A 17080-nucleotide genomic window follows, 5' to 3' on the forward strand; every position below is an offset into this window, starting at 1 on the left:
AGATAGTAGCCTGCGGAAACTACTCCCAAGGCGGTCGGGCCATCCATTCCTTTCGGATCATCTCGATAAATCTCCGCACTTTCGGCGAGACATGCCTGCGTGTAGGATAGACGGCAGAAATAGGTTGTTCGTCTCGGTAGAACTCCTGCAGTACGGGCAAAAGCCGTCCTTGCCTGATATCTTCGCCGACGAGAAAGGCGCCAAGCTGAACGATGCCAAGACTGTTCAACGCGGCGTCGCGAATTGCTTCGGTGTTGTTGAGCCTTAAGCCTCCTTGAACCGCAATCTCGCGCAGCTCTCCCCCTATCTGATAACGCCATGGCACTGACGAATTTGCGTAGGTGAACACGATCTTCTGGTGAGATTGAAGATCGTCGATGCTCAATGGGGTTCCATGCTGTTCTATATAGGCTGGCGAGGCGCAGGTGATAAAACGGTGAGGGGCCAGAATTTGGCGGATCAGACCGCTGTCAGTCGGTCCGCCAATACGAATTGCGACGTCTATTCCGTCACTGACGAGATCGCAATAGTCATCCGAGAATGTGACGTCTGCTTCTAGATCTGGCCACTGGGAGAGGAAACGTTGAAGCACTGGCAGGACATGCAGTCGACCGAATGCGGTGGGAATGTCGAGACGAAGTCGCCCTTTCGGCGTTTGATTGCGCTCAGCAAGTGTCGCCTCTGCGTCATCAACCTCGCAAAGGATACGAAGAGCGTGGTCGTAAAACAGTCTGCCTTCCTCTGTCAGGCTCACACTCCGCGTGGTTCGATGGATAAGGCGTGTCGCGAGATTATCCTCAAGCCGAGCGATACTCTTTCCAACCGCTGAACGAGTGATGCCTAGCCGGGCGGCAGCCTGCGTGAAACTTGCCGTATCTGCTACACGGACAAATGCCAACACATCTCCAAAATGATCGAGCATTGTATCCAAAATGTCCCATCTGTTGCGAATGTAACCTACTTTATAGATTTATCAGACCTAGTAAAGCACTTCATCTAGAGCGGCGAGACTTACTCACCCTGAGATGAAAGGAAACTGATTTGGAACTAATAGCGGAGCAAACCCTCAAGGAGGGAGTCCGAAGATGGGCAGCTGTCTATGTTGTGAGCCTCACAACGTTTGCAGTCGTGACGACGGAAATGCTACCGGTGGGCCCGATCACCTCGATTGCAGAAGCACTGAATATTTCAGTCGGTTCCGCCGGGTTGATCGTCTCAGTCCCTGCAATTCTTGCAGCCTTCTTTGCGCCTTTTGTAGTCATTGTGGCAAGCGACATCGACAGGCGGCATATTCTTGCAGGTCTACTTCTTCTACTGACTGCAGCAAATATTGCATCTGCCATCGCACAAACGTTCCTATGGCTGCTTTTAGCGCGGACCGCAGTCGGGATTTGTATGGGCGGCATATGGGCAGTTGCTGGTGGACTTGCGCCGCGGTTGGCACCCACTCAATCGGCCGGATTGGCGACGGCAATAATCTTTGGCGGTGTCGCAGCGGCTTCGGTAATTGGTGTCCCGGTCGGCACAATGATTGGGGATTCCTTCGGTTGGCGATGGGCATTTGGTGCGATGGCAGTATTCAGCGCGATAGTCCTTTGTCTTAGCTTGTGGGTCCTACCTTGTCTGCCTGTTGCTCAATCTATTCGCCCCTGGCAGTTTATTGCTGAACTAAAGCGTTCGTCAGTTCAATTCGGATTGCTTCTGACAGGGATGCTCGTGGCAGGGCATTTCATGGCCTACACGTTTATCACCCCTGCTTTGCAGACAATTTCTGGGGTTTCTCCTGAATGGATCGCCGGACTACTATTTATCTTTGGGTTAGCAGGAATTATCGGAAACTTTCTTTTAGGCACTATTGCCGGAAAATGGCTCGGGATTGCTCTTGGCACAATTGCTATCGGCCTATTGACTGCAATTCTTGGTTTTGCGGCTTTGGGCGGGACACCTGCTCCTGCAATCAGCCTGCTCGTGTTGTGGGGCCTAGCGTATGGTGGGGTGTCCGTCACTCTACAGTCGTGGATGATGAAAGCCGCACCATCGGCCATTGAAATTGCGACCGCACTTTTTGTCTCGGTCTTTAACATCGCCATCGCAACCGGATCGTTCATTGGCGGTCAGACAATAGACGCCATCGGTCTTCGGGCAACTTTGTTTATCTCGGCTATTTTTCCCGCAGTAGCGCTGCTTTTAATGCAGGCTCGTCAATGGAGATACTGAATTGAAACATGACGTTTTCGAACTCGGCTGCATCACGTTGCAATCAGGGAGACAAATGGCCGGCGCGCGACTTGCCTACAAGACTTATGGGTGTTTAAACGAAAAGAAAAACAACGTTATCGTCTATAATACCTCCTTTGCAGCTACGCATGAGGATGCAGAATGGCTAATCGGTATAGGAAGGGCGCTTGATCCCAATAAATACTTCATCGTTGTACCCAATATGTTCGGTAACGGCCTTTCAAGCTCACCCAGTAACACACCAAACGCAAAGACAAATGGCGGCTTTCCACACATTACAATCTACGACAACGTCAAACAGCAATACCGACTGTTACGGGAGAGGTTCGGTATCGATGCGGTCCACCTCGCCATAGGATGGTCGTTGGGTGGGGCGCAGGCATTCGAATGGGCTTCAGCCTATCCTGAAATGGTGAAACGTCTCTTCGCGTTCCAGAGTGCCGCCCGTACATCGCGGCACTTTCATGTGTTCTTTGACAGTGTGAGGGCGGCCATCGAGATGGACGCCAAGTTTTGCAATGGCGTCTATTCAGAGCAACCAAATGCCGGTCTTCGCGTCGCGGCTCGGATTTACGCCGCATGGGGTTTCTCTCCTGCATTTTTTCGCCAGCGACTGGACGAAAAAGCACTTGGTTATGCATCACTTGATGATTTCCTTGTAAGATTCTGGGAGAATTGGTTTTTAAAGCGTGATGCAAACGATATTCTTGCTCATTTATGGACGGGGCAGCGTGCAGATATTAGCGCAAATGAGAAGTATCAGTTCGATCTCGACAAAGCTTTGGGCGCGATAAAGGCCGACACTATCATAATGCCTTCATCCAGCGATCTGTACTTTACCGTCGAAGATGCTGCTCGGGAAGCGTCACAAGTCCCTAATGCGGAATTTCGGATTTTGGAATCCCACTGGGGCCACGTTGCAGGCGAAGGATTGAATGATGCTGACACGGTATTCATTGAAAGCGCAATTAATGACCTGTTGAGAAGATAAATCGGGCCCGATACATCGCCTAGATCACGCTAGGTTCTCGAGCTATGGCCACCTGCGACACTATTCAAATTAGGGGTGCAGGTGGCCATTGTATCGGCGAATTCTCCTTTGATCCTATTGGCGATATCTTAGCGGGCAATTGGTGGTAATCTTGGTAGCGTACTAAGCGTGCCCACCCGGCGTTTGAGTGACGTGGACCGGGTGATGCATGCCACGCCATGAGGCCGGCGGATCTGATAACGGCAGTCAGCCCTAGTCTCTCCGAGAAGCCTCGAGGGGCAATGTTACCCGCCCGCATCTCCGGTCGTCATCTGAAACATATTTGCTACCGAAGTGGGCGGTGTTTTCCCATCAACTGCTTCTCGGAGCAGGGCATGAGAAAACATGCTCAATAATCCCGGGAAGCAATCGCCAAACACCTTTTCACCGGAGTGCGATATTGTTTCATTCCCAATAATATAATAATAAATTGGGAATTGATCGGCGAAGCTTTTAATTTCATTATGTATAGTCGCATCGCCCGCGACCAAGTTTACGAATAAAATCGATAATAGATTTTGATAAAAGATATTGAGTCTCTTCGTAAGAACAATAATATTTGGATATCTGCGCCTTACACATTCACGCGTATATATTTTTAAATAATATATTTTGCTATTATCAAAGGGTGGGCGAACGTAAATAATGCATCCTTACTAAGGAGTTGCTAAGTGGTCAGCCCTAAGACGATCGAACAATGGCGGCAAGCGCCGCGCCTCAACACGTTTGCATGCTTCTTCAATAATACGGCAACTGGCATCGCCGGCGCTCCTGGTCTCATGAAACCTTCGCCGGACAAGGGCCTCCTTCAGTACGACATAGATAGCCTTGTGTTCTGGGATAGCCATCGCCAGCTTTGGGGACATTTTGACAGCCATTACTTCGCAAGCATACCATTCCGTGTGGAAGAGGAGTGCCGTCTCGGATCGGCAATACTTGCCTACGCTTTGGAAGCCTGGGCGCGCACCAGGCGAGGAGCGACAGTCTATACTCTTGGCGCTGGAGAGGGCACGTTCGCGCGTACGCTGGCGAAGCTTGGTGATGGTCGCCTCAATACCCTCTGCTGTAGCCCGACAGCCGGCAATCGCGAAAGTTTTTACGCAAATCGAGGAAGTAGCAATGCCCATTTCTACTATGGCCCTTTCTTCGATCTGACCGAAGAAAGCTATTGGAGTAATGTCGATCTTCACCCGTTTCGAGACGGTTTTGATGTCCTTTTGGAAGACACGACATTTCAGATGTACGGGGCAGACCGTGACAACCAACTGGCCTTCGTGGTGCCGAGAATTCGAGAGAATGGCTTATTCATTCAAATTCAGAAGCTCTCACACTCTAAACGCGAGGAATATGATCGTCGAGAGCATCAGAAGGATGAAGAGTTCAAGTCTCGTTTTTTCACCCGTACACAGATTGCATCAAAAAAAAGCGAAATCCTGAAAACCATGTCGAACTATGAAGTTGGGCTGGAAGAAACGATAGCAGCGCTGAGGCAGAATTTTCGTTTCTCCGTTGTTACCTGGAACAGCGGAAACTTTTATACGATCGTTTCCTCCAACTCTGAGCGGTCATTGAAGGATTTTGTCAATGGGATGATTAGGCCGGCAATTCCCGCCGAATTTAGTTACGAGCAACTACCTTTCACCTTGCTCAACAACGCAGAAACTGGGCCCAATGTTGATTGGTCATGGCGGCCGGCAAGATCAGTCGGCGAGGAGATTGCCGAGGGGCCGGTATCATCACAAAGATTTCAGTCGAGATGATAGTTCGCTCGCGCCGCCTGTTTCTTGCTTGCATGTTCTTTTTCAGTGTTGGCCGCAACGCCTTCTTTGTTGCAACGGCCTGGATTATGCTGGTTGCAACCGACAGCGTTCGCGCCGTTGCACTTCTTCTGATCGCCGGCACAGTGACTGAATTCGTGGTAAGCGGTCCAACCGGAATCATCGCCGACCGATGGAACAGACAAGTAGTCTGTATTGCTGCCGACTTGGCGAGAATCCTTGTTGTTGCAATGCTGGGTATTTCACTTGCGGGAGGGATTAGCTCAAGCGCGCTCTACATCGGGGTGATATCATATTCTGCCGCTGATCGGCTCTATATGACTGCGATCCAGTCCATCGTGCCATCGATCAGCCCCCCTGACCGACTTGTCTCCTTCAACGCCTGGTCCTACGTTGGCATGCAGACGGGTAACTTCGCTGGTGCGTTTGCCGTCGGTCTCCTTCTCGATTTGATGTCTGATCGCTACGTATTCTGGTCGATTGCCCTTTGCTTCATAGCATCCACGCTGTTGATGCAACATTTACGGAGAGCCATTCGCACAACGCAGGGTCGGCGCAGCCATCAAGTGCCGGTGGAAGCTGAGCATGAGACTGAGGGCGTGGCGCAGATCTGGAGAATGGGCGCACTTAGAAACCTTGCGATCATTTATGCTCAGATCTACACGACTGGCATGTTGATCAACACCTTGCTCTCAGGCTACGTTCTGCGGGAGATGCAGGGAACGTCAATCGAGTTTGGCAATCTCGAAGCCGCCTGGGCAGTTGGATCTGTTGTCTCTGGCATTCTTCTCACGACCGCCTATTTTCGCACTCCAACAACGGGAGCTTTGCGATATGCGCTATTTGCGGCAGCCACCGGGATGTCCGCATTCTACGCAGTACCGTCGTTTGTTCCCGCAGTCGCCCTCATTGCGGCCCTCGGTGCCGTCTACAACACCTCGAGAATCCTGATTGACGTCGAAATTCAGCGTACCGTCACTCCTCGTTTTCTAGGGCGCGTAAAGGGAGTGATCCAAGCCACCTGCATGGGTTTTGGCCTAATAGTTTACGGGCTCGTCGCAGCGCTTGGCGATTCCATTTTGCCTTCAACAGCTTTCGCAAACTATGGGGTTTTCATGATTGTAACAGTAGTTCTCCTGTCTTTGTACGCGGCATGCCGACTGCTGCTGCCACTAGGAAAGCGTCCTCTCTTCGATGAATAGATTAACTCCACAGGGTTTAAATCCATGTTCAAAGGCCAGTGCCGTAAGCGCCCTGTCGTACCTCATGCCAAAAATTGCCCCGTTCTGGACGCGGCCGCTGACCGAATATGCCCGGTTTGTTTATGATGTAAGCCAACACGATGTTAAAGGTGGTGATCGCACGAAAGCCATGTCGCTACTTCAGGCCTGTATCGAGCATGCAGCCTTAAAGGCAGGTTTCGATCCACAACAAGCTCTTTCTGCACGGCAACAGCTCAGCGATGCGCCCATTATGCAGACGGGGCCACATTGCCTCCTCGCAATCGAGCCAGACGCCTTTTACACACACCTTTTCGGGTTGATGGGTCTTAAAGAGCATGCCCGCCACTGGCATATTTCCTACGCAGTTTCGACCGTAAAATTTGTCGAAAAAGCCAAGAAAGGTCCTGGCTGGTTGCACTTGGAACATGAACCCGTCAACATCTTCGGCCTGACACGCAGCCGGATGGTGCCATATAACGTATGCGCGCCTGGCGGGCCATACAGGTTTGCGTTTTCCAGCCGCCAAGGCGAGGCGCCTGCAAATCGCTCCGCCGCGCGATTGAACGGGTACCTGCCGACTGAAGAGTTTTCGTCAGGAGCAGAGGCTTTAAAGGCGGGGAGCCTAGCCATCTGGGATCGTTGGTTTCCATCGGGTTTCAACTTCCTTCAGCTCGATGACATCGACGTCGCTGATTTGGTTGCTTCGCACCTAGCGGATCGGGATTCCTGGCTTGCTCGCTGCTATGTCGGAGATGGTGCATTCGCATCTCGGCTGCTTGCCGAATTGGACATTTTGAATGCCGGACATTGGGCTGGCTGGATCAGGAGGACAACAGATCTTTTCTGGGGCATGGACAGCGGCAGGATCCTTCCGCTTCGCCTGCAAGGTGGGGCCCTCCTCAGCGAGGCCCAGCCAGGCTTTGTAGTAAAATTCGATGTCGCTAGCCTGCGCCGTGCGCTAGGCGAACGGCGCTTGGTGCCCAATATGGTGACGGCCTTTTTGGTCACTTCGATCTTGCCAGGCGTGAGAACTCTCGGCGGAAGCAGACAAACCATCTATCTGCCCTTGATGCGTTATTTGATTTGGCGAGTGATGAAAGTTCTTGGGTTCGGTTCGTTCGCAGACGAACTTAAAGCGGATGTGATGCCTTGTTTATGGGGACACCGAGTTTTACGGCCTGCGGAGGTGGATCCGTTTGCCGAGTTGGAACAGGCTGGTTGTGCGATGCACATTGCCGAACGGCTAGGTAAGCAGCCACTCATACTTGCATGTGGCTCGCTGGCCAGCTTTACCGAGGACCCAACTTGGGCAGATCTAATAGTCGGAATTGAGGATTCTCTTGTTCAATCAGAAGCAGCAGAATGGACGCTTAGCTAATTCACAGTGCTACCCTCAGGCGAGCAAAGAGCACTATGAGTAGCCCCTCAATGGAATTATGAAGGCAGGATTGTTATGGCGTCGAAACGACATCAATCATCCCTCCGCCTGGCCTATCAGCTCGTTGAATGACAGTTCTATGCTGTGTACGGCCTTGCTTTGCAACGAAAAGCAGTAATACCAATCCACATGCAGCCAATAAAGCGCCGACATAGCCGCTCGCAGCGTAACCCCAGCCAAGAGCAATCGCCATTGATGCCAACCACGGGCCGAGTGCATTGGCGATGTTGAAAGCTGCGTGGTGACTTGCCGCGGCCATGGTTTGCGCATCACCTGCAACGTCCATCAAGTAGGTCTGAAGGGGTAAGCCCAGTGATCCGGAAAACCCGATGAAAAACAGACAAGGCGCCATCAACCAGAGATTATGAACGGTGAAAGGGTACAGAATTAGCATGACCAAGGCTAGCAAAAGCAGCATTGCTGCTGTCCCGAGAAGGTTACGATCCGCTATTCGCCCAGTGATCCAAGTGCCGCTCACCATCCCGGCCCCGAAAATGACGAACATTAACGGCTCGGCCCAGTCTGGAGCGCGGGTGACTTCCTGCAAAGTACTTGCAACATAGGTGAAAACTGAAAATAGGCCGCCAAAGCCAATCGCTCCAACGCTCAACGTTAATAATACTTGCTTGTTGCCGAGTGCGGCAAGCTCACCGAACGCGCCTGTAGGGGACGTCGACTTTGTATTAGGAGCAAGAAAAAGCACAAGAATGGCTGTCATAAATGCCAAAAATGCAGCAAAGCCGAAGGCAAATCGCCAGGTTAAGTTCTGTGCGATGAAACTCGAACCCGGAACTCCCAGCAGCGTGGCGAACGTTAGCCCAAGCATCACCATCGAGACGGCCCAAGATCGCTTGTTTACCGGTACGAGGGATGCCGCAACCAGGGCTGCAACCCCAAAATAAGCGCCGTGTGGCAAGCCCGCAAGGAAACGAAGAGCCACAAAGGTTGGATAGGTCGTCGCAAATGCAGCGGCCAAATTGGCAGACGCGTAAAACCCCATCAAAGTAATGAGCAGAGCTTTCCGAGGAAATTTTGAACCAAAGGCTGCAAGAACAGGTGCTCCGATGACGACGCCCAAAGCATATGCTGAAATCGCATGAGCAGCCGCCGCGGGATCAACATTCAGATCGCTTGCGAAGTAGGGTACGAGAGACATAGCGGCGAACTCTACCGTTCCAATGGAGAAGCCCCCTAACGCAAGCGCAAAGATGATCATCCCTGCATGCGTGCGATCTATCGTTATATCGTGAGAATTTGCGTTCAATTTTTTCTGTTCTACATTTGGATTGTTGGTCGTCTTAAGTCGATCGACGTTCGGTGTTTTACTCTCGCTCGCCCTGACGGCGCTGATGGCATGTTCGAGCGGAAAATGATAGCGAACGCATCCGTTTTGCAGCAGTTTCGATCTATCCGACGATCAAATTTATGCGATACTGGAGCGCATGTGGTACCCCCTAAGCTCCGATCGCAATGTGATGTGATCACTTAAGCCTTAAGCCACTACGGGAAGACCTGCCAAATCTGGCCAAATGCGGCAATATTGCAGAGGGACAAGGAGTGCGTTCAGGTAAACGTGTCGGTTCGATGATGGTATCGGAAAAAGAGCAGTGCATAATGCCACGCCCAGGTCGAACAGACTGGAAACATCATTCCATTCATTGGCATACTCTATCCCGTTCGAGTTCTTTTGGGCCGAGATTTTCGAACATGACGCCCTGCACATTCTAACGAGGCTTTCATTTTCAAATTTAAGTCGCACGCGTTGGGTTTCTTGCTGACGACCGCCGTAACCGCGCATTCCACCGACGCAATGGGTATTCGCGAAGCCCAATCCGATCAATACGAAACGCGGCAAGTTGACATCAGCATGAGTTTTTATTGTTTATTTTTCTATTTACAACAGCATTAATATTTGTTTTTATTATCTTGCCTCCATTCTATTATATAAAAGGAAAATATATAATAGTTATATATAGTAAGATTTCATTTCTAAATGACAAAATATGAATATAAAAATAATTGGAGAAAATAAATGACCAACTCAAATACATTGCGTCACCGGCCTCTACAATTCGGTGGGGGAAAAGCTATCACGGGCATGATAGGTAACTATTCGGCGTGGGCAAGTGTCGGTTTAACATCTGCAACCGATCCAATAATCCAAGAGTTCACCACTTCCTGGATCGTTCCAACTTCCCCAAATCCAGGCCAAAAAACACTTTTTTTATGGAATGGCCTGCAGTCGGATAGTAACCGCGCAGGACTGATCCAGCCTGTACTAACTTGGGATCCCAATGAAAAGAGCTGGAACGTGTCTTGCTGGTACACTAAGGACGATAAAAATTATGTCAGAGGCGATGGTGTCTCAGTAGTGCCAGGGGAAAGCTTACAAGCACGAATATCGTTCGTTTCTCAAACGGAAAATGCGTATACATATACAATGGAATTTGTTGGCTCTAAGTTTGCATCAACGAAGGTAACAGTTGATATGCCATCTGCCATGAACTTACTCCTCGAATGCTTTGAGCCTTATACCGATGATTGGCATGATCTTCCACCTGATGAGCTCGTTAGAATGACAAATATAAATGTTAAACTTGTTCCACAAGGCAATTTTCAGCCAAAAATCAATAACCTAAAATGGAATTTTTATAACAACGGTATTGTTACTCCATCCGGCAAAAACGGTGCCGTCATTAACAATAGCGCCATTTTTGGAGAAATAGACTTTTACTTTAGATAGTTAATAATGAATATATGGGGCAAAGATTTTTTGCGTATCTTTGATTTGCTTCGTTTCTCAAAATGAACCGAAAATACGTATTCTGTATGAAGGAGCAGACCGGATATTCTAAAATCCTGTCGGAACAGATGAAATGCTATTTTTCCATCATTTGTCCTAACTGGCATAGTACATCTTGCATTTTTTGCGGCTGAGAAGAGTCGGTGCGTGCCGTAGTGGGCCTATACGACATACATATGTTTACCGTCACAGCGTGAGTCCTGTTTTTTTACATGATAGGATTTTTCGGATTTTCTGGCTTACATAAACTCCGCCTGAATTCCTGTTTCTCGGGCGATATTTGCTGGCGCTTCAATGAAATCCGAGTCTGATGCCACAAGTGTACGAACCCCGATTTTCTGAAATATACTAACGGCAAGCGCCGCTATTTCGGCAACTCTCAGGGCTTCACATAGGGTCTGCTGTTGTTGGAAAAGCTATCCCAACTTCATCATCCCTATGGTGAGGGTATCTGATTATGCAGCTTCCTGCAAAGGGGAAGCTGACACTTCAGCGGGTGTCTTGAATCCAAGACACTTGCGCTGGGTTGCGTTGAGATCATGGGCGAGGGCAGTCAACTGAGCCAGGCTGACCTCATACGCATTTGCTGCTCGATCGTATCGATTTCACGCAGCCGCAATTCCTTGGCCAGACAATCTTGCAAAGACACGGCATTTGGGCTGCGGAATACTGGCGCAAATATTGTCGATGTTGAGCTCATAAAGCGCGGGACCAAATTGTGTCAGGCCACTTTGTTCGATCTTCTCTTAACCGTGGGTCGTACGAAACACGGGCGCCAGATGGTTAGGGGCTCGGGCCATAGCCCGATTGTGGCTTGATAAAAGTTCCGGATTAGAGTGCTATGGCATTTAGGCAGACCATAGCGCCGTTGTCTGTCAGGGTAGCATTCTTTGAATCGCATACCCTTTCGGCCTAGGGCCTTTTCAGTTACTGTTTTGTTTGTGGTGTATCCAGCTAGCGCAATCAAGATAGTTTGCTGGATCAACGCGTCCAAATTGTGGGTCCATCGTTGTTACTCTTGCGCGCTCCAAAACAGCATTATACATTCGTTATCGGCGTTCTAAATGACAATCTGATTATTAAGATCGTTGAAACGCAGACAACCTACCATCAGCGGCAGCGGATTGAATTTTCTTCGCGATTTCTTTGAGGAACGCGGGGCTGACCGCGCCTAATGGACGGGTGCCATCAAAGTCATATGGGTGATCAAGATCGACGAGATTATATTCATCAAGAATAATCCAGCAAGGATAAGCCAATCCGGCCCGTCTGCATTCAATCTGGTTAAAGGCAAGAGCTATGCGGCTGGCGTCTGGCTCCTGTGAGGTGATCGGAAACAGGAACAACCGAGCGGGATTATCCGGCGTGCGAATGACGATACAAACCGGGCGCGCTTTCCGACCGGATTCCTCGCCGGTTTTTGCCTGCCACTTCCAGAGATAGAAGAACCTGACGATCTGGCCGCGTTCAAGCATCTGTGTCACTTTCATTTATGATCGCATCCAGTCCGTCCATTAGTTCGCGGTGTATATGATCCGGGGCATCAAACAGACCGTAAGCATCTGCTTGCGGCTTCCCCAGAAGTCGGCGGTAGGCATCCGCTGTAACGATAACCAGCTTTTCCTTGCCGCGTTTCGTGAGAGAAACCGGCTCGATCAGTGCTGTTTCCAGTATTTCACCGGACAGGCGATTCATGTCAGAAAAGGTGAATTGCTTCATAATGGTCGCTCCTTTAATTACGTAATATACGTTTTTCAGGTATTTTATGCAAGTTTTTATCTTTACTACAGCGCCTTGGAGAAGCTATCCCAAATACATCATGCCTATGGTGAGGGTATCTAATTAAGCCGCTTCCTGCAAAAGTTTAGCAAAAACCTCGGCGGGTGTCTTGAATCCAAGACACATGCGCGGGATTGCATTGAGATTGTGGGCGAGGGCAGTTAACTGAACCTGGCTAACCAGCGTTAGGTCCGTGTTGCTGGGTAAATACCGTCGAACGCGCTTGTTGATGTTCTCAATCGCACCTTTTTGCCATGGTGAGTTTGGGTCGCAAAACGAGCTTGTTGCCCCCATTCCATCCTCCAAAGCCCTATTCCCCATAAACTCGAAACCACGATCAAAGGTAAAACTGCGGCGTGCATGATAAGACAGCGCAGCAAAGGTCTGAATGATTTTGTTCATGATAGGTTTAGAGTGCCGACTGCTATTTTTAATGATGACGCAATAACGACTCTTGCATTCAACAAATGTCATGACATTGGCTTCTCCAAGGTGTCGATCGAAAATGACCAAGTCACCTTCCCAATTGCCGAATTGCAGACGATTGCCAATAAAATCAGGACGTTGATGAATACGAAATGCTTCTGGAATGCGGGAACTGCGCGATCGTCTGGTGCCGCGTGGGCAGCGTTTTGTTCGCATCTCAGCCAGGTGTTCATACAGCTTCAGGGCATATTCTTCTTTTGAATAGATGAAGCGATAGATTGTTTCGGCACACAGACGTATCGCGCTCAGGCCAAGGCTAATTAGTCGGCCGCAGATCTGTTCTGGCGACCAATGGGCTTCCAATTGTTCAATGACAAACTTGCGCAGCTCTGGGTAACGTCTGAGCTTGCGCAACCGTGTTCTGCGGTCTTTGCTGATGTTGTCGGCAACAACGCTATGATAGCCATTATAGGGGGCTGAACAAGCGCAGTCAAAAATAGTACGCTAAGCCCGAACGAACGATGAATTTGCGTTCCGCTCGGGTCGAAACGATATAGTCGGGGCTACTTACGCTGTGCGAATTGACACTCTTGGATTGCTTTGCAGGTCCGCCGATCAACTGGGCGATAATGGATACTAGAGGTCTACAGTGAGTTCATAAATGCCTCGCGCAGCGAGCACCGTCTTTGAATAAGTAATCCGCCGTATGTTCGTAAGTTCCCACGCTAACCATCCCTCTTCAAAATAGTTCGCGCAAGCTGCGGCCATATCGGTATGCAGAAACGGCGTGACAGATGCGATCCTCACGATGGCAACAGCTCTACCGTCTTGATCCTCTTCGCCATCTGCTCGTAGGAATCCATCATTTTCAACGATCAGTAGTTCTTCGTCGGGCCGAAGGCTTGGAGACTACCGCCTCACCTCAAGCGTTTTGAGACCGCGTACGATTTTCAGTCCGCTTGACGCGACAATTGATAAAGCCTTCAAACTGCACCCCTTCGTGCATACAGCAGTTTGCACACTTCTTACTGCCTGTCCGATACCACAGCAACATCCCCACGGGCACGACCCTGATCACTTACGTTGTCATTCCGACCTAGCCGGAATTAACTCTAAACTCATGCAGCACGCAACAATCGGCCGGTGCGGATGTTGGCTTGGCAGTGGCGTTGCTGACATATAAAGCTGCGCCTTCTCAACTGGTAGATATTAGTGAGAAGACCAAATTACCGCCATTACCGAAACGGGACATTGTTTTTGTCTCAAGTGTTACCGGTGAACGGGCAGCGTCAGTGTTGCGCCGCCTCGTTCTTGCATTTCAGGCTTTGTAAAAAGGGTTAACCACACCGCTTGCGTCTCAGTTTAAGCAACCGATGTTTCATGCAAATGTTTCCATTGCAATTGGGTGCTTATGTTGCTCAGGAAGGTTGTCGCCACGCGCTTTTTTGGTTCGTGGCCTGGCTGCTCCTGAATTTCATGATAGGTTACAATAGCGCCATCAGCACCTTCATATATAACAGACATATTTTCGAGGGTAATTTTCAGCCCTGATTTTGCACCGGCCTGTGTTTTAAAAAAGGCACTGATTTCAGGATAGCCAAGCTCTGAACCGCCCATCGTGATCATTGTGAAATCTGCTGAAAAACCGGCCATGAGTTTTTCATAGAGTTTAGCACTGTTATCGGCGCCGCTAAACCAGTCCTCAATCATGCTGACTGTGTTGCGGATAAGGCCAAAATACATATCGGATTGTGTCATTGTGAATCTCTTTTGCTTAGGTTTGGGATTGAAGATTGGCAAGAATTTCACGGTTTGGTAGCCGCGCGCATATGGCGAGCGGGATCAAAGCAGTCAGGGCGATGATCAGAAAACAGCTATGGAAAGCCTGTATCGCAGCTTTGGACTGAGACGGGTCGGTTACATCAGTAACAGCGTGCCAGGATAAAATGGCGCTGAGAAACAGAGACAGAAGAGCGACGCCTAAACCAAAGGCCAGCTGCCGGTTGATGTTCCAGATTGCGCTGGCATCTGCCAGATCGGATGCTTGAACCTGTATAAAGGCAGTGCTTTGTGCAGTGCTGCTACACAGACTGCCGCCGAAGCCCATAAAAGCGAATGCAATCATGAACAGCGAATATTGGTCTGCACTCTGTGTTTGAGAGAGCATAGCAATACCGCAGCCTTGCAGGACGCAACCCATCATAAACAGCGGACGTGGCCCGCATCGATTATAGAATTTTCCGGTCAGGCTGATGGCAATAAATGAAGCCAGCGACCATGGGAGCATCAGAAAACCGGTATTTGCGGCTGTCATTCCCAGTACCGATTGAAGATAAAGCATTGTAATCATACTGATGCCAATAAACACACCAGGGATCAGCAAATAAACAAGCATTGATGTTCCCATCAGGAGATCAGCGGTTAAGCGCAAATTCAGGATGGGCTGTGGTTTTTTCAGGCTGAGGCGAATGAAGAGGGCGATAGCTGCCAGCCCGGCTAAAACGCTAAGTGTTCCGTTGTAGAGCATTCCTTGATCGGCGAGTTGTGACAGGCCAAACAATAAAAACACCAATCCGAGTGAGCCGGTAAGAAAGCTGAAGAAATCAAATGGCGGAATAGGGCTGGTATGCTGGTTATCTGTTTTAAGCCAGATAAGGGCAAAACAGAGTGTTAAAAGTGCTAGTGGCAGGTTGAGAAAGAATATCCAGCGCCAGCCAAGGTAATCAACAATGATCCCGCCTGCCGCAGGCGAGAGAGCCGGTGCGAGTAAGGCAACGAGCATGATGACCGAAGACAGGCCGGCCCGTTCATCCGGCCGGTAATGCTGATATGTCAAAGTCTGGCCAACCGGAATAAGCAGGCCACCACCCAAACCTTGGAATACCCGCCATGCAATCAGGGTGTAAACTGATCCGGCCATGCCTGCGCCCGCTGTAGCAACTGCAAACAGCGTCAGCGACAGTCGCAATATGGTTCTGGCGCCGTAGCGTTTAGATAACCAGCTGCTCAAAGGTATAATCAATGTCAGGCCGAGAATGTAGCCCGTGCCAATCCAGCTAAGTTCTGTCACCGTTGCATTAAGATCGCGTGCGATGAGCGGATAAGCAACACTCGCGACAAAGAGATTAATAAGGTCCAGAAAGAAACCCAGCAGATAAATAGTCGCGATTTTAGTCCGGTATGCCATGGGATCTCCTTACGAAGACCCGTCTATACGCCTTATGGTAATGATGATAAGCCTGACAATTCTGAAATAAATAGCAGAATAATTTTGACAATAGGCACTGTTCTCATGCTCAATTTACAACGGGTCAATATTTTTGTGACGGTTGTTGATAGCGGATCATTTACAGCAGCGGCGGAGCTGCTTGGTCAGACGCGGGCGGTTATTAGCTTTAATATCAAGCAACTTGAATCTGATCTCGGCGTATCACTGCTCACCCGAACGACGCGGCGTTTAATGCTGACTGAGGCCGGGCAGAGGTTTTACACACACGGGCAAAGACTGCTGCAAGATGCCGCTCTAGCTGAGGAGGATGCGCGGAGCGGGCATCAGGAACTGAACGGGCTGTTACGGATTTCAACCACGCTCGAATATGGGGTCTACAAAATCGTTCCTGCACTTGCTGCATTCTCTCAAATGCACCCGCAATTGAAAATACAACACAGCGCATCATCTCGACATGCTAATCTGGTTGCAGAGCGTTTTGATATTGCAATACGTCTGGGACAGATCGCAGATACCGGGTATCGCGCGGCTCTGATTGAAACATTTTCCATTCTTCCGGTCGCAGCACCGGATTATCTGGAAAATCGAAATGTTCAGGAGCCATCCAGTCTTCATGAGCTTAAAGCTTTAAGGTGGATGGCACATAGCCGTTTGGACACACCATTAATCTGGAAGGTTGAAGCGCCAAACAAAATTCAGGAAATGCTCGATATGCAAACTCAGGCAATGATAACGGCAGATAGTTCTTCAGCGTTGCGGGAGTTCGCTTTGCGCGGCGCCGGAGTGGCATTGTTGCCTGAATGGTTGGTCGCTGACGATATCGCTGCAGGGCGCTTACTTCATCTTTTGCCTGATTTTCGTTTTCCAAAACAAGCGGTGTCTGCGATTTATCCGAATACACGTCATATACCGGCAAAGGTCAGAGCTTTCATTGATTTCTTGAAAAACATTGCTGTATGATAAAGTTTCTGTCTGCTAAAGCAGAGCCAGTCGAGCGTTTTTGTCATGCTGTGAGGTCATGCTGAAGCGCGACTTTTGCCGTTTGAGCTTACGCATAACGATGTCTGTTTGCGACTAATTTTTGCCGAAAGACTTCTGCAGGCGTTTTGTACCCCAGACATTTGCGTGGCGTATTG

General features: G+C 49.6%; 13 protein-coding genes and 3 pseudogenes. 7 read left to right on the top strand and 9 right to left on the bottom strand.

All coding sequences use genetic code 11. The features are described 5' to 3' along the window. Window positions 1-19: 19 nt before the first annotated feature. Complete coding sequence (locus tag QSJ70_RS14175; protein ID WP_285537296.1) at window positions 20-901, bottom strand: LysR family transcriptional regulator; 882 nt, start codon at window positions 899-901, stop codon at window positions 20-22. A gap of 203 nt (window positions 902-1104) precedes the next feature. On the opposite strand from QSJ70_RS14175, the gene QSJ70_RS14180 reads away from it, so the two are divergent. From QSJ70_RS14180 to QSJ70_RS14200, 5 genes are all read left to right on the top strand, one after another. Beyond that, a complete protein-coding gene (locus QSJ70_RS14180; protein WP_285537264.1) occupies window positions 1105-2217 on the top strand; it encodes an MFS transporter in 1113 nt (370 codons plus the stop codon). A gap of 1 nt (window position 2218) precedes the next feature. Continuing rightward, window positions 2219-3229, top strand: coding sequence for an alpha/beta fold hydrolase (locus QSJ70_RS14185; RefSeq protein WP_285537266.1), 1011 nt, complete (start codon window positions 2219-2221; stop codon window positions 3227-3229). Window positions 3230-3939: 710 nt separating this feature from the next. Next, a complete protein-coding gene (locus QSJ70_RS14190; RefSeq protein ID WP_285537268.1) occupies window positions 3940-5028 on the top strand; it encodes a class I SAM-dependent methyltransferase in 1089 nt (362 codons plus the stop codon). Next, the gene (locus QSJ70_RS14195) at window positions 5025-6248 is read left to right on the top strand and encodes an MFS transporter (protein ID WP_285537270.1); all 1224 of its coding nucleotides are present in this window, start codon (window positions 5025-5027) and stop codon (window positions 6246-6248) included. Before QSJ70_RS14190 ends, QSJ70_RS14195 begins: the two co-directional genes overlap by 4 nt. Before the next feature lie 64 nt (window positions 6249-6312). Continuing rightward, window positions 6313-7647, top strand: a complete 1335-nt coding sequence (locus tag QSJ70_RS14200) for a hypothetical protein (protein WP_285537272.1) — start codon at window positions 6313-6315, stop codon at window positions 7645-7647. 73 nt (window positions 7648-7720) lie between these two features. Here the strand turns inward: QSJ70_RS14200 and QSJ70_RS14205 are convergent, their stop codons facing one another. Then, on the bottom strand, window positions 7721-8923 hold the full coding sequence (locus QSJ70_RS14205) for an MFS transporter (RefSeq protein ID WP_285537274.1): 1203 nt from the start codon (window positions 8921-8923) through the stop codon (window positions 7721-7723). Between the two features lie 816 nt (window positions 8924-9739). Between QSJ70_RS14205 and QSJ70_RS14210 the strand changes: the two genes are divergently transcribed. After that, window positions 9740-10450, top strand: coding sequence for a hypothetical protein (locus QSJ70_RS14210; RefSeq protein ID WP_215779183.1), 711 nt, complete (start codon window positions 9740-9742; stop codon window positions 10448-10450). Window positions 10451-10965: 515 nt separating this feature from the next. Here the strand turns inward: QSJ70_RS14210 and QSJ70_RS27750 are convergent. The 7 genes and pseudogenes from QSJ70_RS27750 to QSJ70_RS14240 all read right to left on the bottom strand — a co-directional run. Further along, window positions 10966-11085, bottom strand: a pseudogene (locus tag QSJ70_RS27750) (IS30 family transposase); the annotation flags it as partial. Between the two features lie 11 nt (window positions 11086-11096). Then, a pseudogene (locus QSJ70_RS14215) lies at window positions 11097-11280 on the bottom strand (ISNCY family transposase); the annotation flags it as partial. A gap of 309 nt (window positions 11281-11589) precedes the next feature. Then, entirely contained in the window at window positions 11590-12000 is a 411-nt protein-coding gene (locus QSJ70_RS14220; protein ID WP_252349138.1) for a hypothetical protein, read from the bottom strand. Further along, the gene (locus QSJ70_RS14225) at window positions 11978-12229 is read right to left on the bottom strand and encodes a type II toxin-antitoxin system Phd/YefM family antitoxin (RefSeq protein WP_215779185.1); all 252 of its coding nucleotides are present in this window, start codon (window positions 12227-12229) and stop codon (window positions 11978-11980) included. The genes QSJ70_RS14220 and QSJ70_RS14225 overlap by 23 nt, the downstream gene beginning before the upstream one ends. 123 nt (window positions 12230-12352) lie before the next feature. Beyond that, a pseudogene (locus QSJ70_RS14230) lies at window positions 12353-13186 on the bottom strand (IS30 family transposase); the annotation flags it as partial. 891 nt (window positions 13187-14077) lie between these two features. Further along, a complete protein-coding gene (locus tag QSJ70_RS14235) occupies window positions 14078-14473 on the bottom strand; it encodes a nuclear transport factor 2 family protein (RefSeq protein ID WP_285537278.1) in 396 nt (131 codons plus the stop codon). A 16-nt stretch (window positions 14474-14489) separates the two neighbouring features. Further along, entirely contained in the window at window positions 14490-15902 is a 1413-nt protein-coding gene (locus QSJ70_RS14240) for an MFS transporter (protein ID WP_285537279.1), read from the bottom strand. 105 nt (window positions 15903-16007) lie between these two features. On the opposite strand from QSJ70_RS14240, the gene QSJ70_RS14245 reads away from it, so the two are divergent. Then, entirely contained in the window at window positions 16008-16904 is an 897-nt protein-coding gene (locus tag QSJ70_RS14245; protein WP_215779189.1) for a LysR family transcriptional regulator, read from the top strand. Window positions 16905-17080 lie beyond the last annotated feature (176 nt).

Origin of the sequence: Brucella sp. NBRC 12950 (genome assembly GCF_030268145.1) — a bacterium.
In the GTDB taxonomy this organism is placed as follows: Bacteria; Pseudomonadota; Alphaproteobacteria; order Rhizobiales; family Rhizobiaceae; genus Brucella.

Bases quoted from the DNA above. Each gene is read 5' to 3' on its own strand.
- QSJ70_RS14195 (WP_285537270.1), top strand. From the start codon at position 5,025: ATGATAGTTCGCTCGCGCCGCCTGTTTCTTGCTTGCATGTTCTTTTTC.
- QSJ70_RS14200 (WP_285537272.1), top strand. From the start codon at position 6,313: ATGCCAAAAATTGCCCCGTTCTGGACGCGGCCGCTGACCGAATATGCC.
- QSJ70_RS14205 (WP_285537274.1), bottom strand. From the start codon at position 8,923: ATGATCATCTTTGCGCTTGCGTTAGGGGGCTTCTCCATTGGAACGGTA.
- QSJ70_RS14210 (WP_215779183.1), top strand. From the start codon at position 9,740: ATGACCAACTCAAATACATTGCGTCACCGGCCTCTACAATTCGGTGGG.
- QSJ70_RS14220 (WP_252349138.1), bottom strand. From the start codon at position 12,000: ATGAAAGTGACACAGATGCTTGAACGCGGCCAGATCGTCAGGTTCTTC.
- QSJ70_RS14225 (WP_215779185.1), bottom strand. From the start codon at position 12,229: ATGAAGCAATTCACCTTTTCTGACATGAATCGCCTGTCCGGTGAAATA.
- QSJ70_RS14235 (WP_285537278.1), bottom strand. From the start codon at position 14,473: ATGACACAATCCGATATGTATTTTGGCCTTATCCGCAACACAGTCAGC.
- QSJ70_RS14240 (WP_285537279.1), bottom strand. From the start codon at position 15,902: ATGGCATACCGGACTAAAATCGCGACTATTTATCTGCTGGGTTTCTTT.
- QSJ70_RS14245 (WP_215779189.1), top strand. From the start codon at position 16,008: ATGCTCAATTTACAACGGGTCAATATTTTTGTGACGGTTGTTGATAGC.